The organism is Klebsiella planticola (assembly GCF_000783935.2).
Classification (GTDB): domain Bacteria; phylum Pseudomonadota; class Gammaproteobacteria; order Enterobacterales; family Enterobacteriaceae; genus Klebsiella; species Klebsiella planticola.
Genome location: NZ_CP026047.1, coordinates 1,830,123 through 1,855,998, shown reverse-complemented (window position 1 = coordinate 1,855,998; position 25,876 = coordinate 1,830,123). Strand labels below are relative to the sequence as shown.

General features: G+C 56.7%; 25 protein-coding genes. 17 read left to right on the top strand and 8 right to left on the bottom strand.

All coding sequences use genetic code 11. The annotated features are described in order from the left end of the window. Positions 1 to 66 precede the first annotated feature (66 nt). The 5 genes from ftsN (at position 67) to rraA (ending at position 4,595) form a co-directional block, all read left to right on the top strand. Positions 67 to 1,056 carry a cell division protein FtsN gene (ftsN, locus tag MC50_RS08980; protein WP_072000057.1) on the top strand — a complete coding sequence of 330 codons (990 nt, stop codon included), beginning with the start codon at positions 67 to 69 and terminating at the stop codon, positions 1,054 to 1,056. Between the two features lie 91 nt (positions 1,057 to 1,147). Then, positions 1,148 to 1,678 carry an ATP-dependent protease subunit HslV gene (gene hslV, locus MC50_RS08975; protein WP_032690088.1) on the top strand — a complete coding sequence of 177 codons (531 nt, stop codon included), beginning with the start codon at positions 1,148 to 1,150 and terminating at the stop codon, positions 1,676 to 1,678. 9 nt (positions 1,679 to 1,687) lie between these two features. Beyond that, complete coding sequence (hslU, locus tag MC50_RS08970) at positions 1,688 to 3,022, top strand: HslU--HslV peptidase ATPase subunit (RefSeq protein WP_004869389.1); 1,335 nt, start codon at positions 1,688 to 1,690, stop codon at positions 3,020 to 3,022. Between the two features lie 68 nt (positions 3,023 to 3,090). Then, positions 3,091 to 4,017: a 1,4-dihydroxy-2-naphthoate polyprenyltransferase gene (gene menA / locus MC50_RS08965; RefSeq protein ID WP_032696641.1), complete on the top strand. Its 927-nt coding sequence runs from the start codon at positions 3,091 to 3,093 to the stop codon at positions 4,015 to 4,017. Between the two features lie 92 nt (positions 4,018 to 4,109). Further along, entirely contained in the window at positions 4,110 to 4,595 is a 486-nt protein-coding gene (rraA, locus tag MC50_RS08960) for a ribonuclease E activity regulator RraA (protein ID WP_004869382.1), read from the top strand. 63 nt (positions 4,596 to 4,658) lie between these two features. Here rraA and pfkA read toward each other — a convergent pair whose 3' ends face one another. The 3 genes from pfkA to cpxP all read right to left on the bottom strand — a co-directional run bounded on the left by pfkA (position 4,659) and on the right by cpxP (position 7,382). After that, positions 4,659 to 5,621 (bottom strand): 6-phosphofructokinase, encoded by a 963-nt coding sequence (pfkA, locus tag MC50_RS08955; RefSeq protein ID WP_004869378.1) that lies wholly within the window; start codon positions 5,619 to 5,621, stop codon positions 4,659 to 4,661. Between the two features lie 203 nt (positions 5,622 to 5,824). Continuing rightward, a complete protein-coding gene (fieF, locus tag MC50_RS08950) occupies positions 5,825 to 6,721 on the bottom strand; it encodes a CDF family cation-efflux transporter FieF (protein ID WP_004869375.1) in 897 nt (298 codons plus the stop codon). Positions 6,722 to 6,878: 157 nt separating this feature from the next. Next, positions 6,879 to 7,382 (bottom strand): cell-envelope stress modulator CpxP, encoded by a 504-nt coding sequence (cpxP, locus tag MC50_RS08945; RefSeq protein ID WP_004869373.1) that lies wholly within the window; start codon positions 7,380 to 7,382, stop codon positions 6,879 to 6,881. 155 nt (positions 7,383 to 7,537) lie between these two features. Here cpxP and cpxR point away from each other — a divergent pair, with 155 nt between their 5' ends. After that, entirely contained in the window at positions 7,538 to 8,236 is a 699-nt protein-coding gene (cpxR, locus tag MC50_RS08940) for an envelope stress response regulator transcription factor CpxR (protein WP_004869370.1), read from the top strand. Next, complete coding sequence (gene cpxA, locus MC50_RS08935; RefSeq protein WP_004869367.1) at positions 8,233 to 9,606, top strand: envelope stress sensor histidine kinase CpxA; 1,374 nt, start codon at positions 8,233 to 8,235, stop codon at positions 9,604 to 9,606. The genes cpxR and cpxA overlap by 4 nt, the downstream gene beginning before the upstream one ends. A gap of 129 nt (positions 9,607 to 9,735) precedes the next feature. Here the strand turns inward: cpxA and yiiM are convergent, their stop codons facing one another. Continuing rightward, positions 9,736 to 10,410, bottom strand: coding sequence for a 6-hydroxyaminopurine reductase (gene yiiM, locus MC50_RS08930; RefSeq protein ID WP_047663701.1), 675 nt, complete (start codon positions 10,408 to 10,410; stop codon positions 9,736 to 9,738). A gap of 71 nt (positions 10,411 to 10,481) precedes the next feature. Beyond that, positions 10,482 to 11,102, bottom strand: coding sequence for a superoxide dismutase [Mn] (gene sodA / locus MC50_RS08925; RefSeq protein ID WP_004869361.1), 621 nt, complete (start codon positions 11,100 to 11,102; stop codon positions 10,482 to 10,484). Positions 11,103 to 11,394: 292 nt separating this feature from the next. Between sodA and rhaT the strand changes: the two genes are divergently transcribed. Further along, positions 11,395 to 12,429, top strand: a complete 1,035-nt coding sequence (gene rhaT, locus MC50_RS08920) for an L-rhamnose/proton symporter RhaT (RefSeq protein WP_032690095.1) — start codon at positions 11,395 to 11,397, stop codon at positions 12,427 to 12,429. A 4-nt stretch (positions 12,430 to 12,433) separates the two neighbouring features. Here the strand turns inward: rhaT and rhaR are convergent, their stop codons facing one another. Together rhaR and rhaS (MC50_RS08910) are read right to left on the bottom strand one after the other, a co-directional pair. Next, entirely contained in the window at positions 12,434 to 13,282 is an 849-nt protein-coding gene (rhaR, locus tag MC50_RS08915) for an HTH-type transcriptional activator RhaR (RefSeq protein WP_032690096.1), read from the bottom strand. A gap of 72 nt (positions 13,283 to 13,354) precedes the next feature. Further along, positions 13,355 to 14,191 (bottom strand): HTH-type transcriptional activator RhaS, encoded by an 837-nt coding sequence (gene rhaS, locus MC50_RS08910; RefSeq protein WP_032690143.1) that lies wholly within the window; start codon positions 14,189 to 14,191, stop codon positions 13,355 to 13,357. Between the two features lie 312 nt (positions 14,192 to 14,503). Between rhaS (MC50_RS08910) and rhaB the strand changes: the two genes are divergently transcribed. From rhaB to rhaM, 9 genes are all read left to right on the top strand, one after another. Then, entirely contained in the window at positions 14,504 to 15,970 is a 1,467-nt protein-coding gene (rhaB, locus tag MC50_RS08900) for a rhamnulokinase (RefSeq protein ID WP_047663699.1), read from the top strand. Continuing rightward, complete coding sequence (gene rhaA, locus MC50_RS08895) at positions 15,967 to 17,226, top strand: L-rhamnose isomerase (RefSeq protein WP_032690098.1); 1,260 nt, start codon at positions 15,967 to 15,969, stop codon at positions 17,224 to 17,226. Before rhaB ends, rhaA begins: the two co-directional genes overlap by 4 nt. Positions 17,227 to 17,394: 168 nt before the next feature. Continuing rightward, on the top strand, positions 17,395 to 18,225 hold the full coding sequence (gene rhaD / locus MC50_RS08890; RefSeq protein ID WP_047663697.1) for a rhamnulose-1-phosphate aldolase: 831 nt from the start codon (positions 17,395 to 17,397) through the stop codon (positions 18,223 to 18,225). 176 nt (positions 18,226 to 18,401) lie between these two features. Beyond that, positions 18,402 to 19,388 (top strand): rhamnose ABC transporter substrate-binding protein, encoded by a 987-nt coding sequence (rhaS, locus tag MC50_RS08885; RefSeq protein WP_032690100.1) that lies wholly within the window; start codon positions 18,402 to 18,404, stop codon positions 19,386 to 19,388. A gap of 48 nt (positions 19,389 to 19,436) precedes the next feature. Next, positions 19,437 to 20,948 carry a sugar ABC transporter ATP-binding protein gene (locus MC50_RS08880; RefSeq protein ID WP_047663696.1) on the top strand — a complete coding sequence of 504 codons (1,512 nt, stop codon included), beginning with the start codon at positions 19,437 to 19,439 and terminating at the stop codon, positions 20,946 to 20,948. Continuing rightward, on the top strand, positions 20,945 to 21,952 hold the full coding sequence (locus tag MC50_RS08875) for an ABC transporter permease (RefSeq protein WP_164887114.1): 1,008 nt from the start codon (positions 20,945 to 20,947) through the stop codon (positions 21,950 to 21,952). The genes MC50_RS08880 and MC50_RS08875 overlap by 4 nt, the downstream gene beginning before the upstream one ends. Next, positions 21,949 to 22,941: an ABC transporter permease gene (locus tag MC50_RS08870; RefSeq protein ID WP_047663691.1), complete on the top strand. Its 993-nt coding sequence runs from the start codon at positions 21,949 to 21,951 to the stop codon at positions 22,939 to 22,941. Before MC50_RS08875 ends, MC50_RS08870 begins: the two co-directional genes overlap by 4 nt. 102 nt (positions 22,942 to 23,043) lie before the next feature. Further along, positions 23,044 to 24,192 (top strand): lactaldehyde reductase, encoded by a 1,149-nt coding sequence (gene fucO / locus MC50_RS08865; protein WP_032690105.1) that lies wholly within the window; start codon positions 23,044 to 23,046, stop codon positions 24,190 to 24,192. Then, positions 24,189 to 24,503: an L-rhamnose mutarotase gene (rhaM, locus tag MC50_RS08860; protein ID WP_032690106.1), complete on the top strand. Its 315-nt coding sequence runs from the start codon at positions 24,189 to 24,191 to the stop codon at positions 24,501 to 24,503. The genes fucO and rhaM overlap by 4 nt, the downstream gene beginning before the upstream one ends. A gap of 94 nt (positions 24,504 to 24,597) precedes the next feature. Here the strand turns inward: rhaM and MC50_RS08855 are convergent, their stop codons facing one another. Beyond that, entirely contained in the window at positions 24,598 to 25,863 is a 1,266-nt protein-coding gene (locus MC50_RS08855; RefSeq protein ID WP_032696650.1) for an MFS transporter, read from the bottom strand. Positions 25,864 to 25,876 lie beyond the last annotated feature (13 nt).

Here is a 25,876-nt window from a genome sequence, read left to right as displayed (position 1 = left end):
CTGGTCAAAGGCCCGCCGCTTAAGTAACATGGCGGACTGACGAACGAATAAAACAGCGAAACGATAGTGGCACAACGAGATTATGTACGCCGCAGCCAACCGGCTCCTTCGCGGCGCAAAAAGGGTAATACCCGAAGCTCAAGGAATAAACAGAGCAGCCTTCCGGCGGTTTCACCCACTATGGTTGCGATCGCGGCGGCAGTGCTGGTGGCCTTTATCGGTGGGCTGTACTTCATCACGCACCATAAAAAAGAAGAAGCGGAAGCGCTGCAAAACCGTCAGGTGGCAGGTAATGGCCTCCCGCCGAAACCGGAAGAGCGCTGGCGCTATATTAAAGAGCTGGAAAGTCGCCAGCCAGGCGTCCGTGCGCCTACTGAACCGACGGCCGGCGGGGAAGTCATGAAACCCGAGCAGTTGACCAACGAACAGCGCCAGCTGCTGGCACAAATGCAGGCGGATATGCGCCAGCAGCCGACCCAACTGACCGAGGTGCCGTGGAACGAACAAACCCCGGCTCAGCGCCAGCAAACGCTGCAGCGTCAGCGTCTCGCGCAGCAACAGGTACAACAACAGCAGCAGCAGGCTCAACAACAATGGGCGCAAACCCAGCAGCAGGCGCCGGTGCAGCAACAGCCGCGCGTGCAGCAGCGCGTGGCAGAGCAGCAGCCAAAGCCGGTACAGCAGCCGAAACAAACCGCCTCGACGCAGCAGCCGTATCAGGATCTGCTGCAGACGCCTGCGCATACCACCGCACAGCCTAAAACCCAGGCGGCTGCGCCGGTCGCTCGCGTTGAAGAGGCGCCGAAAGCAGCGGCGGAGAAGAAAGACGATCGTAGCTGGATGATTCAGTGCGGCTCCTTTAAAGGCGCAGAACAGGCGGAAACCGTTCGGGCGCAGCTGGCGTTTGAAGGGTTCTCCTCACGCATTACCACCAACAATGGCTGGAATCGCGTGGTCATTGGGCCGCTGAAAGGCAAGGAGAGCGCCAACGATATGATCACTCGCCTGAAGATGGCCGGACACGCAAACTGCATTCGTCTCGCCGCCAGGGGTTGAAACCCTAAAAATCCCCCCCATCTATAATTGCATTCTGCCCCGCGTGAAGCGCGGGGCCCCTATTCCGCTTTTGTAACCAAGGGGTCTGCTCGTGACAACAATAGTTAGTGTTCGCCGTAACGGCCATGTGGTTATTGCCGGTGATGGCCAGGCCACGCTTGGCAATACCGTCATGAAAGGTAACGTGAAAAAAGTGCGTCGTCTCTACAACGACAAAGTGATCGCGGGCTTCGCCGGCGGCACCGCCGACGCCTTCACGCTGTTTGAACTGTTTGAACGTAAACTGGAAATGCATCAGGGCCACCTGGTCAAAGCCGCCGTGGAACTGGCGAAAGACTGGCGTACCGATCGTATGCTGCGCAAACTGGAAGCTCTGCTGGCCGTGGCGGATGAAAACGCTTCGCTCATCATCACCGGTAACGGTGACGTGGTGCAGCCAGAAAACGACCTGATTGCTATCGGCTCCGGTGGTCCCTACGCTCAGGCCGCTGCCCGCGCTCTGCTGGAAAATACCGATATGAGCGCACGCGATATCGCAGAGAAGGCGTTGAGTATTGCAGGTGATATCTGCATTTATACCAACCATTTCCACACCATCGAAGAATTAGCCTCTAAAGCGTAAGGATCTCCCATGTCTGAAATGACCCCACGCGAAATTGTCAGCGAACTGGACAAACATATTATCGGTCAGGACGCGGCGAAGCGTTCTGTCGCTATCGCACTGCGTAACCGCTGGCGCCGTATGCAGCTGAACGAAGAGCTGCGTCACGAAGTCACGCCGAAAAACATTCTGATGATCGGTCCGACCGGTGTGGGTAAAACGGAAATTGCCCGTCGTCTGGCGAAACTGGCCAACGCGCCGTTCATCAAAGTTGAAGCCACAAAATTCACCGAAGTGGGCTATGTCGGGAAAGAAGTGGATTCGATTATCCGCGACCTGACCGATGCGGCGATCAAAATGGTCCGCATGCAGTCCATCGATAAAAACCGCTATCGCGCGGAAGAGCTGGCGGAAGAGCGCATTCTTGATGTGCTGATCCCGCCGGCAAAAAACAACTGGGGCCAGGCTGAACAGCCTCAGGAACCGTCTGCTGCACGTCAGGCATTCCGCAAAAAACTGCGTGAAGGCCAGCTCGACGATAAAGAAATCGAGATCGATCTCGCCGCCGCACCGATGGGCGTAGAAATCATGTCCCCTCCGGGCATGGAAGAGATGACCAGCCAGCTGCAGTCGATGTTCCAGAACCTCGGCGGCCAGAAGCAAAAACCGCGCAAGCTGAAAATCAAAGACGCAATGAAGCTGCTGATCGAAGAAGAAGCGGCGAAGCTGGTCAACCCGGAAGAGCTTAAGCAGGACGCCATCGATGCCGTTGAACAGCACGGTATCGTGTTTATCGACGAAATCGACAAAATCTGTAAGCGCGGCGGCAACAGCTCCGGCCCGGATGTCTCTCGCGAAGGCGTACAGCGCGACCTGCTGCCGCTGGTCGAAGGCTGCACCGTGTCGACTAAGCACGGGATGGTGAAAACCGACCACATTCTGTTTATCGCCTCTGGCGCATTCCAGGTGGCCAGTCCGTCTGACCTGATCCCTGAACTGCAGGGCCGTCTGCCGATTCGCGTCGAGCTGAAAGCGCTGACGACGGAAGATTTCGAGCGCATCCTGACCGAGCCGAACGCCTCCATCACCGTCCAGTACAAAGCCCTGATGGCGACCGAAGGCGTCAACATCGAGTTTACGGAAGACGGCATCAAGCGTATTGCGCAGGCGGCATGGCAGGTTAACGAAACCACCGAAAACATCGGTGCACGTCGCCTGCACACCGTACTGGAGCGTCTGATTGAAGACATCTCCTTTGACGCCAGTGAAATGGGTGGTCAGAGCATCATTATTGATGCCGAGTATGTCGGTAAGCATCTGGATGTGCTGGTGGCGGATGAAGATCTGAGCCGTTTTATCCTATAATCCGGTTCAATGTATTTTCATCACAATCGATGGGGCTATATATAGCCCCATTTTTTTGGCCAGGAATTATGACTGAACAACCGATAAACCGAACCCAGGCCTGGCTGGAAAGCCTGCGGCCAAAAACGCTACCGCTGGCCTTTTCCGCCATTGTTGTCGGTACGACGCTCGCGTGGCAGCAGGGGTACTTCGATCCCTGGGTCGCGCTGCTGGCGCTGATCACCGCCGGCCTGCTGCAAATCTTATCCAACCTGGCCAACGATTATGGCGATGCCGTTAAGGGCAGCGATAAACCCGACCGTATCGGGCCGCTACGCGGCATGCAAAAAGGGGCCATTACCCAGGCGCAGATGAAACGCGCGCTGATCGTTACCGTGGTGCTGATTTGCCTCTCCGGGCTGGCGCTGTTGTTCTGCGCCTGGCAGACGATGGCCGATTTTATTGGTTTCATGGTGCTGGGGAGTTTAGCGATTATCGCCGCGATCACCTACACCGTCGGCACCCGGCCCTATGGCTATATCGGCCTTGGCGATATCTCGGTGCTGGTGTTCTTTGGCTGGCTTAGCGTCGCAGGGAGCTGGTATCTCCAGGCCCACACGATTGAAGCAACCATTTTCCTCCCCGCCACCGCCTGTGGTCTGTTAGCCGCCGCGGTGCTGAATATCAATAATCTGCGCGATATCGACAGCGACAGAGAGAACGGCAAAAACACGCTGGCAGTACGTCTGGGTCCGCTCAACGCCCGCCGCTATCACACTTGCCTGCTCATCGGCGCGCCGCTGTGCCTGGCGCTGTTTACTCTGATTTCTCTGCATAGCCCATGGGGTTGGCTGTTCCTGCTCGCCACGCCGCTGCTGGTGAAGCAGGCGCGATTTGTGATGCGCGAGCGCGAGCCGATGGCGATGCGCCCGATGCTGGAACGCACGGTGAAAGCCGCGCTGTTGACCAACCTGCTGTTTGTCATTGGGATTATTTGCAGCAAGCTGGTGGGTTAACTGACAAATATCAATTAACAATTGATGATTTTGCCAACAATACGATTCGCGAGATATACTAAAATCTCTCGCAGCAACTGAACGTTAAGCCTATGAAATACGATACTTCCGAGCTTTGTGACATCTACCAGGAGGATGTCAACGTAGTGGAACCTCTGTTCTCCAACTTTGGGGGGCGGTCGTCGTTTGGTGGACAAATCATCACGGTGAAATGTTTCGAGGATAACGGGTTGCTATACGATATGCTCGAACAGAACGGCCGTGGTCACATCTTGCTGATCGATGGCGGGGGTTCCGTCCGACGCGCGTTGATTGACGCTGACCTGGCGCGTCTTGCCGTACAAAATGAGTGGGAAGGGATTGTCGTCTATGGCGCGGTGCGTCAGGTTGACGACCTTGAAGACCTGGATATTGGCATCCAGGCGCTGGCCGCCATTCCCGTGGGGGCCGCTGGTGAAGGTATCGGCGAAAGCGATGTACGCGTCAATTTCGGCGGTGTGACCTTCTTCTCCGGTGACCATCTGTATGCCGATAATACCGGGATCATCCTGTCCGAGGATGCACTGGATATCGAATAGTCTGCCCACTAATAAAAAAGGCCTTCTCTCTGAGAAGGCCTTTTTGTTTGTGTCACGCCAGAATTAGTACAGTTTCTTCGCGCAATCCAGCCAGTCATTTTTGAACGGACGCTTCATGTTCTCGATAGCGTCGATGATGTCGTGGTGCACCAGCTTCTCGTTCTGAATACCGACGCAGCGGCCACCAAATCCCTGCTGCAGCAGTTCAATGGCGTAGGCGCCCATGCGCGAGGCCAGAATACGGTCATAAGGAACCGGGGAACCGCCGCGCTGAATGTGGCCCAGAACGGTCGCACGGGTTTCACGGCCGGTTTCTTTCTCAATGTAGTGCGCCAGCTCGTCCACGTCGCACATATGTTCGGTAATGGCCACGATAGCGTGTTTCTTACCTTTGGCGATGCCCGCTTTGATTTCAGCAACCAGATCGTCACGCGTGTATTCCACTTCCGGCACCATGATGAATTCACAGCCGCCGGCAATCGCCGCAGCCAGAGTCAGGTCGCCGCAGTAACGTCCCATCACTTCAACAACCGAAATACGCTGGTGGGAAGAAGAGGTATCGCGAAGGCGGTCAATGGCTTCCACCACGGTGCTCAGCGCGGTAAAGAATCCGATGGTGTAGTCAGTGCCTTTGATATCGTTATCGATGGTGCCAGGCAGGCCGATGCACGGGAAGCCCATCTCAGTCAGGCGCATCGCCCCCATGTAAGAGCCATCGCCGCCGATAACGACCAGCGCATCCAGGCCACGTTTTTTCATGTTCTCGAGCGCCACGGCGCGAATATGCTCTTCGCGGAACTCCGGGAAGCGTGCTGACCCGAGGAAAGTGCCGCCGCGGTTGATCATGTCAGAAACGCTATAGCGGTCGAGCTGAACCATGCGATCTTCATACAGGCCGAGGTAACCGTCATAGATTCCAAAAACTTCCAGACCTTCCGTTAATGCTGCGCGCACAACGCCGCGAATTGCTGCGTTCATGCCCGGAGCATCACCGCCACTTGTCAATACACCGATTTTCTTAATCATGACTACCTCTGAACTTAGGAAGCAAAAAATAATCCTGTTGCCTGAAGCGCTCCTTCACCAGGAGTGCACGACGATAATTGCAATAGTATATCAAACGCTTCTGGCTGAATTGATTCAGGTCAGACCAAATGGCGGTAATTTATACAAAAAATGCCGATCTGCCCCACACTTTTACATCGAGTTTACAGACTATAACCCAAAGCTCAAAAAACGCCCTGCCGCGCCAGCGGCACCACAGAACAGGGGTCCTGATGGATAATGACATCAGAACCCGGGAAACGGTGCAGAATCGCCTGCTCGACCTGATCGGCAATAACGTGTGCCTGAACCAGCGGGAGGTTATCTTCCATTTCCAAATGTATTTGAATAAAGCGAGTCGGCCCTGACTGCCGCGTCCGTAGATCGTGTGCCCCGCTGACGCCTGGCCATTCGGTCACGATATTGATAATTTCCTGACGTTCCTCGTCAGGAAGCGCGCGGTCTAATAACGACTGAATGGCGTCATAACCCATACGCAGAGCGCTATATAAAATATAGATGCCAATCCCGAGAGCAAACAGCGCGTCGGCACGATGCCAACCATACCAGGAGAGACCCAGCGCCACCAGAATTGCGCCGTTCATCATAACATCAGACTGATAATGAAGCATATCTGCTCGCACCGCCTGACTTTGCGTTTTTCTCACCACCCAACGCTGGAACGTTACCAGCACCAGCGTGCTGACCAGTGCGATCAGCGTCACGGCAATACCGACACCCGCCGCCTGCATCGGCTCCGGACGCGCCAGGTGCTGAATACCGGTCAAAAACAGAAACAGAGCCGACCCGGAGATAAACATACTTTGTGCCAGCGCGGCCAACGATTCTGCCTTACCGTGGCCAAAAGTATGTTCCTCATCAGCGGGTTGAAGCGAATAACGCACGACCAGCAGATTCGTTAACGAGGCGGCAATATCCACCAGCGAGTCCACAAGCGCAGCCAGAATACTCACAGACCCGGTGTACCACCACGCAAAAATCTTGATCAAAAGTAACGCGGACGCCATCACCGTCGCCGCAATAGCCGCACGGCTCACCAGCCGCCCATAAGATTGATTCATACATGCTCCTTTTCGGCGATGCGCTTAGTATAACCTGAACTTTTGTCGCCACGAGGAGCAAGGCGGGAGTCGTTTCGCTGAATGACAGGCAAAAAAAACCCCCACATCATGTGGGGGAAGACAGGGATGGTGTCTATGGCAAGGAAAACAGGGTCTACTACTGGGGTTGCACGGTATTGCTACTACTCGACAGCATGGTTGCTGAACCTTTTTGCATCCTTGCAACCTCACGCAACTGATCCATTCGTTGCTGGTGTTTAGCATTAAGAACCGCTTGCTGCTCCGGCGTTAACAGGTGGTACATCTGGTTGCGAACCTTCGCCATTTCAATCTGGCGGGTAACCTGTTCCTGCGCCATTTTATTAGCCTGAGCGCGCACAGCGTTTTCATCAAAATTTTCTGCGGTGACAAGACGATGCATTGTCTCCATTTCGCTAACATTAATGGGTTGCCTGTCATGGCGTGCCCGTTGCATAAGATCTCGTAACTGCTGGCGTTGCTGTTCGGTTAAACTTATGCCGTCAAACATATGACTCTGGCTGGTGCGCTGCGCCCCGTCGTCTCCAGGGAGCCAGTTAACGCTGGTAACGACTTCAGCGGCTTGGCTATATGCACTTAGCGCCAGCGTTGAGGCCATGACGGCAGCAATAACATTGCGCATCACATACTCCCAATACGTTTGTGTCTGTGTAGCGATTCAACGAGATACAGTCTACGATTCGGGCTGCAAACATGCGTCAGGGGGTGTAAAACAACGTAAAGTCATGGATTAGCGAGCCTTGATGACGTAATTTCTGCCTCGGAGGTATTTAAACAATGAATAAAATCCTGTTAGTTGATGATGACCGGGAGCTCACCTCCCTGTTAAAAGAGCTGCTCGATATGGAAGGATTTAACGTGCTCGTGGCCCATGACGGGGAACAGGCGCTGGCCCTTCTGGACGACAGCATCGATTTACTTTTGCTTGATGTGATGATGCCGAAGAAAAACGGTATCGATACGCTTAAAGAGTTACGTCAGACACACCAGACCCCGGTTATCATGCTAACTGCCCGCGGCAGCGAGCTGGATCGCGTTCTCGGCCTCGAGCTGGGCGCCGATGATTACTTGCCTAAGCCCTTCAACGATCGTGAGCTGGTGGCGCGTATACGCGCGATTCTGCGCCGTTCTCACTGGAGTGAGCAGCAGCAAACCACCGAAGTCGGTTCCCCGACGCTGGAAGTTGACGCCTTGAGCCTCAACCCCGGCCGCCAGGAAGCCAATTTCGATGGTCAGACCCTGGAGCTGACCGGCACGGAGTTCACCCTGCTCTACCTGCTGGCGCAGCATCTTGGCCAGGTTGTTTCTCGTGAACATCTGAGCCAGGAAGTATTGGGAAAACGCCTGACGCCGTTCGATCGCGCCATCGACATGCATATTTCCAATCTGCGTCGTAAGCTGCCGGAACGCAAAGACGGCCATCCGTGGTTTAAAACCCTGCGTGGACGCGGCTACCTGATGGTTTCGGCTTCATGATAGGAAGTTTAACCGCACGCATCTTCGCTATTTTCTGGCTCACGCTGGCGCTGGTGTTGATGCTGGTTCTGATGTTGCCCAAGCTGGACTCGCGCCAGATGACCGAACTGCTGGAGAGCGAACAGCGTCAGGGCACCATGATTGAACAGCACGTCGAGGCCGAACTGGCGACCGATCCCCCCAATGACCTGATGTGGTGGCGTCGGCTGTTTCGCGCTATCGATAAGTGGGCTCCGCCGGGACAGCGTTTACTGCTGGTCACCAGCGAAGGCCGCGTGATCGGTGCAGAACGCAACGAAATGCAGATCATTCGTAACTTTATCGGCCAGGCCGATAATGCCGATCATCCGCAGAAAAAACGCTACGGCCGTCTGGAAATGGTCGGGCCGTTTTCCGTCAGGGATGGGGAAGATAATTACCAGCTCTATCTGATCCGCCCTGCCAGCACCTCCCAGTCCGATTTTATCAACCTGCTGTTCGACCGCCCGCTGCTCCTGCTTATCGTCACGATGCTGGTCAGTTCGCCGCTGCTGCTGTGGCTGGCCTGGAGTCTGGCCAAACCGGCGCGCAAGTTGAAAAACGCCGCCGATGAGGTCGCGCAAGGCAACCTGCGTCAACATCCGGAACTGGAAGCCGGCCCGCAGGAGTTTTTAGCCGCCGGGGCCAGTTTTAACCAGATGGTCACGGCGCTGGAGCGCATGATGACCGGTCAGCAGCGTCTGCTGTCCGATATTTCCCACGAGCTGCGTACGCCGCTCACGCGCCTGCAGCTGGGCACGGCCTTACTGCGCCGTCGCAGCGGCGAGAGCAAAGAGCTTGAGCGTATTGAGACCGAGGCCCACCGACTGGACAGCATGATTAACGACCTGCTGGTGATGTCGCGCAATCAGGCGAATAACGCGCTGGTCAGTGAAACGGTGAAAGCCAATCAGCTGTGGGGCGAAGTACTGGATAACGCGGCGTTTGAAGCCGAGCAGGTTGGAAAATCCTTCACCGTCGAGTATCCGCCGGGCCCCTGGCCGCTGTACGGCAATCCTAATGCGCTGGAAAGCGCGCTGGAAAATATCGTCCGTAACGCGCTGCGCTACTCGCACACCAAAATTTCGGTCAGTTTTTCGGTGGATAAAGACGGCATCACGGTCAACGTCGATGATGATGGTCCGGGCGTCAGTCCGGAGGATCGCGAGCAGATTTTCCGTCCGTTCTACCGTACCGACGAGGCGCGCGATCGCGAGTCCGGCGGCACCGGTCTGGGGCTGGCGATTGTCGAGGCCGCGATTCAGCAGCATCGCGGCTGGGTCAAAGCCGATGACAGCCCGTTAGGCGGTTTGCGGCTGACCATCTGGCTGCCGCTGTATAAGCGCACCTGATCGCTCTTCTCCGGCTTATGCTGCGCTTAGCCGGGCTACAACAACCGTCCACAGACGGGTAGCCCGGACAGACGCAGCGCGCCGCTTCCGGGATAATTCGCAGCCAGCGCCTCCGGCGATATCGGCGAACTATTTCCCCCACAATCTCCGCGAATTGTCTTCGATCTGCCCGCTCAGACGCCGTTTCTGCAGGGTACGGCTCCAGCTCACCGACAGCCCGGCCGCCGAGAGCAGGCGATGGTATTGTTCGTCATCGAACGGCATATGCCAGGCAATGGCGCCCGCCTCATGGACGCTCACGTCGCTGAGTCGGGAAACCAGCTCCAGCGGCGCATCGCCGGATACCAGCCCGCCCGCCACGACCCGATACAGCCAGCCGGTTTTACCGCTGTTCTGCATGAGCTGCGCCATATCGCTGACAGCAAAATGATAGTTAAGCTTGAAGCACGGTGAACGCGGCTGCGTCACCTGAATCAGCGCCTCTCCCCAGCGGAAGATGTCGCCGATACAGACGTCGTTTTCCGTTAGCCCTTCGGTCGAGAGATTCTCGCCAAACGCCGGGGCGCAGAAAAGATCCGCCTGCTGCGGAAGTTCAAGAGCCCAATGGGCGTAGTGTTCACGGGGATAGTGGCACAGCGCGCGGTCCGGCCCGCCATGTATTTTCTTCTCCGCCTGTTCATCGCCCTCCAGCCCCAGTTCACCGAGGGTCAGTTCACCGTCGACCTGAATTTTACCGATGGCGCTTGGACGGCTGCCGTCGTAATCCTTTACCTTGCCCACAAAGACATTCACCGGATAGTGCATCGCTGCTCCTTTGCTGCGGATATAAAAAAAGCGAGTCATCAGACTCGCTTCTCGTTCAGCACAATGCAACCTTATTTTTTGGCGGCAAAACGCGCTGCTGCTTCGTCCCAGTTAACCACGTTCCAGAACTCTTTGATGTAGTCCGGACGACGGTTCTGGAATTTCAGGTAGTAAGCGTGTTCCCAAACGTCCAGGCCCAGAATCGGGAAGCCGGAAGCGCCGGAGATAGCTTCGCCCATCAGCGGGGAGTCCTGGTTAGCGGTAGAAACCACGGCCAGTTTGTCGCCCTTCAGCACCAGCCATGCCCAGCCAGAACCGAAACGGGTCGCAGCTGCTTTTTCAAACTCAGCTTTGAAGTTATCAACGGAACCGAAATCACGTTCGATAGCGGCTTTCAGGTCGCCCTGCAGGGTAGTACCGGTTTTCAGGCCTTTCCAGAACAGGCTGTGGTTAGCGTGGCCGCCCGCGTTGTTACGCAGTACGGTTTTTTTGTCAGCCGGCAGCTGATCCAGTTTAGCGATCAGTTCTTCAGCAGACAGGTCAGCAAATTCCGGCAGGCTTTCCAGCGCAGCGTTGGCGTTGTTAACGTAGGCCTGGTGATGTTTAGTGTGATGGATTTCCATCGTCTGCTTATCAAAGTGCGGTTCCAGGGCGTCATAAGCGTACGGCAGGGCTGGCAGTGTATAACTCATAATCATCTCCATTATTGTTAAGCGGCAGGAAGTGTTAATGCCGAGTAAGCAGTTGGTTCATTATAGTTAATTAAATGATATTGAAAACGCTTATCAATGCCGTATTTTTAATAAGGTTATAACCACAGGGTATACCTGCATTTTTGTGAGCTGGAACAAGTAATTAAGTTTTTGGCTGCCAGAGTTCAGCGTCACATGGCAACAGCCTGAAGGCGAGAAAACTGACCGATTTTTACACTCATCGTGTCGGAAGAAGATTTATCCGATAAAAAAATAGATGAGGATAAAATCAATGAATCACGCGATTACGATGGGTATTTTTTGGCATCTGATAGGTGCGGCCAGTGCAGCCTGTTTCTATGCCCCGTTCAAACAAGTTAAACAGTGGTCATGGGAAACCATGTGGTCAATCGGCGGGATTGTCTCCTGGCTGATTCTTCCCTGGGCTATCAGCGCGATGCTGCTGCCTGATTTCTGGGCCTATTACCGTTCCTTCAACGCCTCCACGCTGCTGCCGGTGTTTCTGTTTGGCGCGATGTGGGGGATCGGCAATATTAACTACGGCCTGACCATGCGCTACCTCGGCATGTCGATGGGGATCGGTATTGCCATCGGGATCACCCTGATTGTCGGTACGCTGATGACCCCGATTATCAACGGGCAGATCGATGTGCTGCTGCATACCCAGGGTGGCCAGATGACGCTGCTCGGCGTGCTGGTTGCGGTGATTGGCGTGGCGATAGTCACCCGCGCCGGCCAGCTGAAAGAGCGCAAGATGGGCATTAAAGCCGAAGACTTCAATCTGAAAAAAGGGCTGATGCTGGCGGTGATGTGCGGCATTTTTTCTGCCGGGATGTCCTTTGCGATGAACGCCGCCAGACCCATGCATGATGCCGCGGCGGCGCTGGGGGTTGACCCGCTGTATACCGCGTTGCCCAGCTATGTGGTGATTATGGGCGGCGGCGCGCTGGTCAACCTTGGCTTCTGCTTTATTCGTCTGGCTAAAGTCAAACACCTGTCGATCAAAGCCGACTTCTCGCGGGCAAAACCGCTGATCGTCGCCAACGTGCTGCTGTCGGCGCTGGGCGGTCTGATGTGGTATCTCCAGTTTTTCTTCTATGCCTGGGGCCACGCCAGTATTCCCGCGCAGTATGACTACATGAGCTGGATGCTGCATATGAGCTTCTATGTGCTGTGCGGCGGGCTGGTCGGGCTGGTGCTGAAAGAGTGGAACAACGCCGGGCGTCGTCCGGTCAGCGTGTTAAGTCTGGGCTGCGTGGTGATTATCATCGCCGCCAATATCGTTGGCCTCGGAATGGCCAGCTAACGCCCTATGCGGCAACGCGACTGCGTTGCCGCCACTGCCCAGGGGTCATGCCAATTTCACGATTAAAGACGACGGAAAAGTAGTTGCTGTCTTCAAATCCGCACTGCATCGCAATGTCACCAATCAAGCGTTCGGTGTGCTGCAATAAATACTGCGCGTGGCAGATACGCAGCTGACGCAGGTAATGGTTGATCGTCATCCCGGTCTGCTGGCGAAACTGCTGACGCAGCGCACGCTCGCCGCACCCTTCCCGCTCGCAAAACAGCTCGAGAATAAAAGGTCGGTTCAGGCTGCCGGCCAGTTCGGTCAGCAGCTTGTCGAGGAGCGTTTCGCTTTGGGTCGCCGCCCGGTTATCGGTCGCATAGCGGTGGCGATGAAGAATCAATACCAGCTGCGCAAACAGCAGCTCGGCCATGTTATTAGCCTGCGCATCGCCGCGGGCGCTCTCCTGCTCCAGCTGAGTAATCACCTGGCGAACCTGGGCCATACCAGAACTGCCGATCCGCCAGTGCGGCATCCACGACGTCCCAAACAAACCGGGAATATGGGTCGCCCAGTCAAAGTTAAGCCGCAGACGATCCGGGCAATAGATGACGTTTTGCAGAACTAAATCATTCACCGAGGCGTAGGAGTGTTTGTCTTCGGCGCGAATATAAAACAGATCGCCACGGGTAATGCGCCATGGGCGATCGTTCAGGACATGCAGGCCATTTCCCCGCCATACCAGCACCAGTTCGCAGAACTCGTGGGTATGCTCGGCGAAGACATTTTGCGGATAACGGTCGGCAACCGCTACCGCCTGAGAAGGAGAGGCAAAAAACTCATCTTTGCGCAGAATCAGCTGACCAGCCACTACCAGAACTCCACCGCCAATAACGGTTTATTATTCGCGTTTTTGCTCGCTAAAACGTTGACTGCTCTCGCGTTACTGAAGAATGGCGTCCCGTCCCTGGCGAATATCGCGCGGCGACCAGGAAAACTCGCGGCGAAAAAGCGTCGAAAAGTGGTTACTGTCGCCGAAACCGCAGCGATAGGCGATATCCGTGATGCTCTCATCGCTATGGCGTAGCAGGTGACGCGCCTTCATCAGTCGCACCCGATTGAGGTAGCGCTGTGGCGTCAGGCCGGTCTGTTGCTTCAACTGGCGATGTAACGTTCTCAGCGACAGGGAAAACTTAGCCGCCACCTCCTCCCAACAGACCTCCTCGGCGAAGTGATCTTCCAGCCAGGCCATCAGCTGATTCAGCCGCGCTTCGTTGCCGACCGCCCCTTCCGCGAGGCTGCTTTTACGCAGCAGGACCAGCAGTTGCATAAAGAGAATCTCCCGTCCGGCGAGCGTATGCATATCCGGTTCGAGACCGATATCTTCCATTTGTCCGACGATCTGCCGTACCTGCTGCAGCACGGTCTGGTTCACCCGCCAGTGAGAAAGGTAATTTCCCTCTTGCTCCTGCGGTAACAGCTGATTGACGCCATTCAGAAAGCGAAAGGCATCCGGCGCGCGGTAGAGCACGTTCGTCAGGCATAAATTGTCCGTATGTTCATAGAGATGACGATCGTGATCGCGAATAAAGCACACCGAACCGCCGCTGATGGTATAGGGCTGGCCGTTAAACACATGAATCCCCGTACCGTGCTCAACGATGACGATTTCATGGAAATCGTGATGATGTTCCGGGAACGCCGCCTGAGGGAGACGTGGCTCAATGGCCACAGCAGAAGTCCCGGACTTAAAGAAATCCACGCTGTGCAAGATGGTCATAACGGCGCCCTCGAAATGAGAAATGTTATCAATCAGTGTCACAAATAGTAATTAAGGGTCCGCAATCCGGCCTTCAATTTTTGACCGCAAAATTCGTAAAACCTGCCGCTTTTTCAAGAAACAGCCGGAAAGATCGGGAACTGCGGACAACATCACATCCTCTTCCCTGACGCTCATGAAGAGAAACTGTGACCTCCCTCACGGTCATCTTTGCTTTCTTGCCAGCCGCCTGTTTTCCCTGTCAGTGGCAAGAAGGTGCGCGATTCACGACTTTTTTAGACTGCTGACAATGATTTTTACAAGGATCTCCCCATGAGCTTTCGTCATTGTGTAGCCGTTGATTTAGGCGCCTCCAGCGGGCGGGTGATGCTTGCCAGCTATGAATGCGGGCCGCGTACGCTAACGCTGCGCGAAATACACCGCTTTACCAATAGCCTGCAAAAGGTGGATGGCTACGACTGCTGGGATGTCGACCGTCTGGAAGGCGAAATTCGCCGCGGGCTGGTGAAGGTCTGCGAGCAGGGTATCCTCATCGACAGTATCGGTATTGATACCTGGGGCGTGGATTATGTCCTGCTGGATAAGCACGGCGAACGCGTGGGCCTGCCGGTCTCCTATCGTGACTCACGTACCCATGGCCTGATGCACCATGCCGAAGAGCAGATAGGCCGCGCCGAGATCTACCACCGTAGCGGCATTCAGTTTATGTCCTTCAATACCCTTTACCAGCTCCGCGCGCTGGTTGAACAGCAGCCGGAGCTGGTCAGCCAGGTTTCGCATGCGCTGCTGATCCCTGACTATTTCAGCTTTCGCCTCACCGGCAATCTGAACTGGGAATACACCAACGCCACCACCACCCAGTTGATCAATATTAACAGCGATAGCTGGGATGAAGAGCTGTTGAACTGGAGCGGAGCGCCGCGCGAATGGTTCGGTACGCCGACGCATCCCGGTAACGTGATCGGTCACTGGATATGCCCGCAGGGCAACGCCATTCCGGTGGTGGCCGTCGCCAGCCACGATACCGCCAGCGCGGTGATCGCCGCGCCGTTGGCCAGCAAAAACGCCGCGTATCTCTCTTCCGGCACCTGGTCGCTGATGGGCTTTGAAAGCAAAACTCCCTACACCGGCAGCGACGCGCTGCAGGCGAATATCACCAATGAAGGTGGCGCCGAAGGGCGCTATCGGGTGCTGAAAAATATCATGGGCCTCTGGCTGCTACAGCGGGTGCTGAAAGAACAAAACATCAGCGACCTGTCGGCGCTGATCGCCCGTACCGCTCCTCTTCCGGCCTGCCGTTTCGTCATTGACTGCAACGACGAACGCTTTATCAATCCGGCCAATATGAGCGCCGAAATTCAGTCCGCCTGTCGCGAGTCCGGGCAGCCGGTTCCCGGCGATGACGCCGAACTGGCGCGCTGTATTTTCGACAGCCTGGCCCTGCTCTACGCCCGCGTACTCCGCGAACTGGCCCAACTCCGCGGCCAGCCGTTCAGCCAGCTGCATATTGTCGGCGGCGGCTGCCAGAACGCGCTGCTTAATCAGCTGTGCGCCGACGCCTGCGGCATCACGGTGGTTGCCGGGCCCGTAGAGGCCTCTACGCTGGGCAATATCGGCATCCAACTGATGACCCTGGACGAATTGAATAACGTCGACGATTTCCGTCAGGTGGTATGCCGCAATGCCGCGCTTACCACCTTTACCCCCAATCCTGAACATGAAATTGCCCGTTTCGTGGCGCAGTTTCAGCCACAACAGACTAAGGAGCTTTGCGCATGACCACTCAACTTGAACAAGCCTGGGATATTGCTAAACAGCGCTACGCTGCCGTTGGCGTGGATGTCGAGGAGGCCCTGCGTCAACTGGACCGGCTACCCGTTTCGATGCACTGCTGGCAGGGCGATGACGTCGCCGGCTTCGAAAACCCGGAAGGGAGCTTAACGGGCGGGATTCAGGCCACGGGGAACTATCCGGGCAAAGCCCGGAACGCTGGCGAGCTGCGCGCCGACCTTGAGCAGGCGCTGAGCCTGATTCCGGGGCCGAAACGCCTGAATCTGCACGCGCTCTATCTGGAATCAGACACGCCGGTGGCGCGCAATGAAATCAAACCACAACACTTCCGCAACTGGGTTGAGTGGGCCAAAACCAATAAGCTGGGGCTGGATTTTAACCCCTCCTGTTTCTCCCACCCGCTGAGCGCCGATGGTTTTACTCTGTCGCACGCCAACGACGAAATCCGCCAGTTCTGGATCGATCACTGTAAAGCCAGCCGCCGTATCTCGGCCTGGTTCGGCGAGCAGCTGGGCACCCCGTCGGTGATGAATATCTGGATCCCGGACGGCATGAAAGATATTACCGTTGACCGCTTTGCCCCGCGCCAGCGTCTGCTCAATGCGCTCGATGAGGTCATCAGCGAAAAACTCGACCCGGCGCATCATATCGATGCCGTAGAGAGCAAACTGTTCGGTATCGGCGCGGAAAGCTACACCGTCGGCTCCAACGAGTTCTACATGGGATACGCCACCAGCCGCCAGACCGCGCTGTGCCTCGATGCCGGCCACTTCCACCCGACGGAAGTCATCTCCGACAAAATCTCCGCCGCCATGCTGTATATCCCTCGGCTGCTGCTGCACGTCAGCCGTCCGGTGCGCTGGGACAGTGACCACGTCGTGCTGCTGGATGACGAAACCCAGGCGATCGCCAGCGAAATCATCCGTCACAACCTGTTCGACCGCGTGCACATCGGTCTCGATTTCTTCGACGCCTCGATTAACCGCATCGCGGCGTGGGTGATTGGCACCCGCAACATGAAGAAAGCGCTGCTGCGCGCCCTGCTGGAACCGACGGAACAGCTGCGCCAGCTGGAAGCTGACGGTGACTACACCGCCCGTCTGGCTCTGCTGGAAGAGCAGAAGTGCCTGCCATGGCAGGCCGCCTGGGAGATGTACTGCCAGCGTCATGATACCCCGGCCGGTAGCCAGTGGCTGGATAGCGTGCGGGCTTACGAAAAAGCGGTTCTGAACCAGCGCAGATAATGCCGGATTTTCCCCGGGTCGCGGCTGACGCCTTACCCGGGCTACGGATCGGCGAATTCTGCTCATCCGGATAAGCCGTTTACGACGCCATCACAGGACCTACGGCAGATAAACACCCTATTTACGGTGAGGGCAATTCCCGCACCAAATGAACAGGAATACAAGACTATGCAGAACATCATCAACGCCTGGTTCGTCCAGGGCATGATTAAAGCCACCTCCGATGCCTGGCTGAAGGGCTGGGACGAGCGTAACGGCGGTAACCTGACGCTGCGCCTCGACGAAGCGGATATCGAACCGTTCGCGGCCGATTTTCACGCTAAGCCGCGCTACATCGCCCTCAGTCAGCCGATGCCCACGCTGGCGAACCAGCCGTTTATCGTCACCGGCTCCGGCAAATTTTTCCGCAACGTCCAGCTCGATCCTGCGGCCAATCTCGGCGTGGTGAAGGTAGACAGCGATGGTGCGGGATACCACGTGCTATGGGGACTGACGGACGATGCGGTGCCGACCTCTGAATTACCGGCGCATTTTCTCTCCCACAGCGAACGCATCAAGCTGACCAACGGCAAAGACCGCGTGATCATGCACTGCCACGCCACCAACCTGATTGCCCTGACCTATGTACTGGAGAACAACAGCGATCTGTTCACCCGTAAACTGTGGGAAGGCAGCACCGAATGTCTGGTGGTCTTCCCGGACGGGGTCGGCATTCTGCCGTGGATGGTGCCGGGTACCGATGAAATTGGCCAGGCCACCGCGCTGGAAATGCGCAAACATTCGCTGGTGCTGTGGCCGTTCCACGGCGTCTTCGGTAGCGGCCCGACGCTGGACGAAACCTTCGGTCTCATCGATACCGCCGAGAAGTCAGCCGAAGTGCTGGTGAAAGTTTATTCGATGGGGGGCATGAAACAGACCATCACCCGCGAAGAGCTCATCGCCCTGGGCAAACGCTTTGCGGTACAGCCCATGCAGTCCGCGTTAGACCTGTATCAATAACAACATCGCGCCCCGCTCACCGAGACGGGGCGAACTCTGTCACCTGCAAATCATTCCCCGAGTAAGTCGCACTGCAGGAAGGGGGCGGAGTCCACGGATGGACGGGTCGTACAAGCCAACGCATCTGTCATGTGCATGACAACGGGAATCTAACTCAATCATGTGGAGTAAAAGCAATGAAAACAAAGACAAGCTTGATCCTCACCGTTGCCATTATGGCGTTGTCCGGTTCTGCTTCCGCGGAAGTGAAAATCGCCCTCGTGGCGAAATCGTTGGGAAATGGATTCTTCGAAGCCGCGAACGTCGGCGCCCAGGAAGCGGCCAAAGAGTTAGGCGATGTGAAAGTGATTTATACCGGCCCAACCACCACCACGGCAGAAGCGCAGATCGAAGTGCTGAACGGATTGATCGCCCAGGGAGTGGATGCGATCGCTATCTCCGCCAACGATCCTGATGCCGTGGTCCCGGTACTGAAAAAAGCCATGCAGCGCGGTATCAAAGTCGTCTCCTGGGATTCCGGCGTAGCGCCGGCGGGTCGGCAAATCCATCTCAACCCCTCCAATAATGCCCTGATCGGCGAAACCAACGTCCGGCTCGCCGCCGAAGCGTTAAAAACGCTGAATGTCGATAAAGGCGATGTGGCCGTGTTAAGCGCCACGCCGACCTCGACCAACCAGAATATCTGGATCGAGGAGATGAAAAAGGTGCTGCCAAAGTACCCGTCCGTCAATCTGGTCACCGTGGCCTACGGTGACGATCTGTCGGATAAGAGCTACCGCGAAGCGGTGGGCCTGCTGAAGTCGTATCCCGATCTGAAAGTGATCGTCTCGCCTTCTTCGGTCGGGATCGTTGCCGCCGCGCAGGCGGTCAAGGATCAGGGCAAGATTGGCAAGGTCTACGTGACCGGGCTCGGGCTGCCGTCTGAAATGGCCGGGGCGATTAAATCCGGCGCCAGCAAAAGCTTCGCTATCTGGAACCCTATTGATCTGGGCTACGCCGCCACATATCTGGCCGACGATCTGGTTAAAGGGACAGCGAGTAAAACCGAAGCCAGTATGGGCAAGCTGGGTAAAGTACAGCTGGATGCCGACGGCAACGGCGCGATGGCCGAGCCGTTCGTTTACGATGCCAGCAACATCGATAAATTCTCAAAAATCTTTTGACCCCGTTCCCCTCACCGATTCAGGGAGGGGAAAAACTGGAGAATTATCATGACGGCATCCACTCCTCTGCTGTCGCTTAAGGGCATCACCAAGGTTTTCCCCGGTGTGCATGCCCTTGAGAACGTACAGCTCGATCTCTGGCCCGGCAAAGTGACCGCCTTAATCGGTGAAAACGGCGCCGGCAAATCCACGCTGGTCAAAGTCATGACCGGTATTTATCAGCCCGAAGAGGGCGAGATTCTCTATAAAGCGATCCCTATCCAGCTGCCGAACCCGGAGTCGGCGCATAAGGTGGGGATCACCGCGATTCATCAGGAAACCGTGCTGTTCGACGAGCTGTCGGTCACCGAAAATATTTTCGTCGGCCAGTATCTGCATACCGGCCTGCTGAAGAAACTCGACTGGCCCGCAATGCACCGCAAAGCCCGCGAAATTCTCACCCGCCTTGAGGTGCAGATTGACCCACGCGCGACGCTGAAAACCCTCAGCATCGCCCAGCGTCATATGGTGGCGATTGCCAGGGCGCTCTCCTTCGACGCCCAGGTGGTGATTCTCGATGAACCCACCGCCGCCCTCTCGCAGCATGAGATTCTGGAGTTCTATCAAATCGTTGAACGTCTGAAGCAAGACGGGAAAGCGATTTTGTTTATCTCGCATAAGTTTGACGAAATTTTCGAACTGGCTGATTACTACACCATTTTGCGCGACGGCGTCTTCGTCAGCTCCGGCGCGATGAATGACATTACCGAAGAACGGATGGTGGCGATGATGGTTGGTCGCGCCATCACCCAGACCTACCCGAAAGTCGAGTGCACGCCGGGCGAAACGGTCCTGGAGGTGAAAAACCTCTGTCATCCCACCGAGTTTGCCAACATCCATTTTTCGCTGCGTAAAGGTGAAATTCTGGGCTTCTACGGCCTGGTCGGCGCCGGGCGAACCGAGCTGATGCAGGCGCTCTCCGGGGTATCTCGTCCCGCGAGCGGAGAGATCGTGCTGAACGGTAAAACCATGCACTTCCGCCAGCCAGCGGACGCCATCCGGGCGGGTATTGTCTGCGTGCCGGAAGAGCGGCAGAAGCAGGGGGCGATTATTGCCCTGCCAATCTCCCAGAACATTAGCCTGCCGCAGCTAAGTCAACTCAACCCCAATGGCGTATTGAACGCCACCCGCGAATGGCAGCTGGCGAATAAGTATGCCTCACGTCTGCAGGTCAAAGCGTTTAACTGGCAGCAGACGGTAGAAACACTCTCCGGTGGCAATCAACAGAAAGTGGTGATCGGCAAATGGCTGGCCACGCACCCGGAGGTGATCATTCTCGATGAGCCAACCAAGGGGATCGACATCGGTTCAAAAGCGGCGGTGCATCAGTTTATGTCCGAACTGGTAGGCCAGGGGCTGGCGGTGATCATGGTGTCGTCGGAGCTGCCGGAAGTCATGGGGATGGCAGACCGCATCATCGTGATGCATGAAGGGCTGATGGTGGCCGAATATCGCGCCGGGGAGGCAACGGCGGAAACCATCGTCAGCGCCGCCAGCGGCCTCGGTCGGGAGGCAGCATAATGGGGCGACAACTGCTTAAACACCGTGAAGCGCTGCTGGCTGTCGTCATCATTATGATGATCGGCGCTATCGGCAGCCGGGCGCCGTCATTTATCACTCCCGGTAATCTGGTGGAGATGTTTAACGACACCGCCATTTTGATCATCCTTGCCCTCGGTCAGATGATGGTGCTGCTGACCAAAGGCATCGATCTGTCGATGGCCGCCAATCTGGCGCTGACCGGGATGATTGTCGCGCTGCTCAACGCCCACTATCCCGAGGTACCGGTTTGGGCGCTGTTGGTTCTGGCAACCCTGCTGGGCCTGCTGATGGGGATGATCAACGGCCTGCTGGTATGGCGGCTCGGCATCCCGGCCATTGTGGTCACCCTCGGTACCATGAGCATCTACCGCGGCATTATCTTCCTGCTTTCCGACGGCGGCTGGGTCAACTCGCACCAGATGAGCGCCGATTTTCTCAGCCTGCCGCGCGCCTCGCTGCTTGGGCTACCGCTGCTGAGCTGGTGCGCCATCGCCGCGCTGCTGCTGGTGGGCTACTTTCTGCGTTACAGCCGTACCGGCCGGGCACTGTATACCGCAGGCGGCAACGCTACCGCGGCGTATTACACCGGGATTAATGCGGGGAAAATGCAGTTCATCAGCTTCTGCCTCTCCGGCGCGCTGGCGGGCTTTTGTGGCTACCTGTGGATCTCGCGCTTTGCCGTCGCCTACGTTGACGTTGCCAACGGTTTTGAATTACAGGTCGTGGCCGCCTGCGTGATTGGCGGCATCAGTACGATGGGGGGAACCGGGCGCGTCATCGGCTGCCTTTGCGGCGCGCTGTTCCTCGGCATCATCAATAATGCGCTGCCGGTAATTGGTATCTCACCGTTCTGGCAAATGGCGATCTCCGGCGCGGTCATCGTTATCGCGGTGGTGCTCAATGAGCGCGGCAACAAGCGACACGGGCGGTTAATTCTGCGCAGTGCGGTGGTTGCCGCGCAAAAACAGACGGTGAAATCATGAGTAAAATAATGACCCCGGAAGAGATGATCAACGTCGCACCTGCGCCGTCACCGCTGCGCCGCCTGCTGTGCTGGGAAGGATTTTTACTCGCGGTCACGGTGGTGGTTTTCGTGGTCTGCGCGCTGGCCTCGCCCTACTTCCTCAATATCTGGAATCTGTCGGACGCCACCTTCAACTTTACCGAGAAGGCGATTGTGGTCCTGCCGATGGCGATGTTGATTATTGCCCGGGAAATCGACCTCTCGGTCGCCTCCACCATGGCGCTGAGCTCAACGGTGATGGGCTTCTGCGCGGCGGCGGGGATCGATACGCCGCTGCTGGTGGTCGTCGGGCTGGGGGTGGGTCTGCTGTGCGGTCTGTTTAACGGCCTGCTGGTCACGCGCCTGAATCTGTCGTCGATCGTCATTACCATCGGCACCATGAGCCTGTATCGCGGTATGACCTACATTCTGCTGGGCGACAAAGCGCTGAACCACTATCCGGACAGTTTCGCCTGGTTCGGCCAGGGCTATGTGTGGGGCGCGCTCTCGTTCGAGTTCGCGCTGTTTATTCTTCTCGCCATCGCCTTTGCTTTCCTGCTGCACAAAACCAACTTTGGCCGCCGTACCTACGCCATTGGCAATAACCCGACCGGCGCCTGGTTTTCCGGTATCAACGTGAAGCGCCACAACCTGGTGCTGTTTGCGCTGGTCGGGCTGATGTCCGGGTTAGCCGCCGTGCTGCTGACCTCCCGACTTGGCAGCACCCGTCCGACCCTGGCGATGGGCTGGGAGCTGGCGGTCGTGACGATGGCGGTACTCGGCGGCATCAATATTCTCGGTGGTTCCGGCAGCATGGTGGGGGTGATTATCGCCGCCTTCCTGATGGGGCTGGTGACCTTTGGCCTGAGCCTGCTCAACGTGCCGGGCATTGTTATGTCAATCATCATCGGCGCGATGCTGATTGTGGTGATCTCGCTGCCAATTATTACGCGGCGAGTGATGCAGTGAAGACGGATCTAATGCCGGACGGCGCTGCGCCTACGAGAGAACAGGCCCACGCAAGCGCAGCGCCGCCGGGCATAAAAATCACGGTAATTAAGGAGAATTATGATGAGTTTTATGTTGGCACTTCCCAAAATCAGCCTCCACGGCGCGGGCGCTATCGGTGATATGGTCAAGCTGGTAGCGAATAAACAGTGGGGCAAAGCGCTGATCGTCACCGATGGCCAGTTGGTCAAGCTCGGGTTGCTGGACAGCCTGTTCGCCGCGCTGGATGAGCAGCAGCTGTCTTATCATCTGTTTGACGAGGTCTTTCCCAATCCCACCGAGGCGCTGGTACAACAAGGCTATGCGGCGTATCGGGAGGCCGGGTGCGATTACCTCATCGCCTTTGGCGGCGGCAGCCCAATCGATACCGCCAAAGCGGTAAAAATCCTCACCGCTAACCCGGCGCCTTCCACCGCTTACTCCGGCGTCGGCAAGGTGAAAAATGCCGGCGTACCGCTGGTGGCGATTAACACGACGGCCGGTACCGCGGCAGAGATGACCAGCAACGCGGTGATTATCGACTCCGGGCGTCAGGTCAAAGAGGTGATTATCGATCCGAATATTATTCCGGATATTGCGGTGGATGACGCCAGCGTAATGCTGGATATTCCGCCATCCATCACCGCCGCAACCGGGATGGACGCTCTGACCCACGCCATCGAAGCGTTTGTTTCCGTCGGCGCCCATCCGCTTACCGACGCCAACGCGCTGGAGGCCATTCGCCTGATATCCCGGTGGCTACCGAAGGCCGTTGAGGACGGGCATAACCTCGAGGCGCGCGAACAAATGGCATTCGGCCAGTATCTGGCGGGCATGGCATTTAACAGCGCCGGACTGGGGTTGGTCCATGCGCTGGCGCATCAGCCAGGCGCCACCCACAATCTGCCGCATGGCGTATGCAATGCTATCCTGCTGCCGATCATCGAAAATTTTAACCGCCCGAACGCCATCGCTCGCTTTGCCCGCGTGGCGCAGGCCATGGGCGTGGACACCCACGGTTTGAGCGATGAAGCCGCCAGCACAGACGCCATCAACGCGATTCGCGCACTGAGCAAACGGGTCGGAATCCCGCAAGGCTTCAGCCAGCTTGGCGTCACCAAAGCCGATATCGAAGGCTGGCTGGATAAGGCGCTGGCTGACCCCTGCGCGCCATGCAACCCGCGCAGCGCCAGCCGCGATGAGGTCCGTGAGCTCTATCTGGAGGCCTTATGATCCGCAAAGCCTTTGTCATGCAGGTCAATCCCGACGCGCATGAGGAGTACCAGCGTCGCCATAATCCCATTTGGCCGGAGCTGGAGGCGGTACTCAAAGCACAGGGCGCGCATCGCTACGCGATTTATCTCGATAAAGAGCGCAATCTGCTGTTCGCCACGGTGGAAATTGAATCTGAGGAGCGGTGGAATGCGGTCGCCAGTACCGATGTCTGCCAGCGCTGGTGGCAACATATGCGCGATGTGATGCCTGCCAATCCGGACAACAGCCCGGTGAGCGCGGAGCTCAAAGAGGTGTTTTATCTCGCTTGAATCGCCCGGAAACCGGGTATAAAAAACGACGCCGCGGGTCACTGCGGCGTCGTGCCTGGCGCTCGGCCACGCCGGGTTATGGCTAACTGCACGATCAGGTCGTCATCGCCTTGCCCTCTACGCTACCCTGGGGGGCTTTACCTGATAATGTGATAGCCGAGATAAGCGTGACCACCAGCGCTATTCCGCCAAGGATCATATAGGTGTCCTGGAAGCCAATCCGGTCATACATGTTGCCGGCAAACGCGGAGAGGAAAATCGCCGCCACCTGTTTGGCAAACTGAAAACCGACCAGGTAGATCGTCGCCGACAGGCGAGTATCGAAGACGCCGGTGATGTATTTAAATGCCCCCACCAGCAGGAACGGAACCTCGAGCGCATGGAGCATTTTCAGCGCCACCACTTCAGCGGCCGTCGTGGCAAACGATGAACCGATCATCCTTGCCGCCATCACCATCCCGGCAATCAACAAGGTATTTTTGGCGCCGATACGGTTAATAATCCATGGTGAGCAGAACATGATAATAGCATTGCAGATCTCCCCGGCAGTGGTGGCAAAACCAAACGCCCTCGTGCCTGCCTCCGGGGTGGTAAAGAAGGATTTAAAGAAGGTGGCGAACTGCTGATCGAACACGTCATAGACACAGGCCACGCCAACCACATACAAAATAAACATCCACATTTTGCGCTGGCGGAACATGCGCACCGCGGTTTTCAAATCCACAGCGGAACGATTGGCCCCCAGGGAGCCCAGCACCTGGGTCGCCTGACTGGCCTGCGGCTTAGCTATCGCCACCAGTACCAGCAGCAGCAAGGCCGCGACCGATCCCATCCAGAAAACCCATTCCGGGTTGACGCTAAACAACATGCCTGCCGTGGTCGCGCACAGCGCCCATCCCAGGCAACCGAAGGTACGCGCTTTGCCATACTCAAACCCGCTATTCCGGCTGACGCGCTCGATGTACGCCTCCATCGCCCCGGCGCCCGCGGAAAACACAAAGCCGATATAGGCACCGCCGCTTAACGCGCCGACCCAGATATTGGTTTTCAATAACGGAGCAAACACGTAGAGGAAGAACGGCGCAATCAGCACCAGCAGGACGGAGACGACCCACATCAGATGCTTCTTTAGCCCCAGCTTATCCGAGATAACGCCCAGCACCGGCTGAAAACAGATCGCAAACAGAGACAGGCTGGAAAACACAATACCGGTCTCGGTTTTGTTCAGTCCGATAACGTCCGATAGCCAGATCGGCAGAAACGGAAAACAGGTGGCCATGATGAAAAAGTAGAGAAAGAAGAACAGCCCGAAAATCCAGAAGTTAGGGTTGTTTTTATGGGTACAGGCGGTCGGGTTCATTTTTATATTCCTC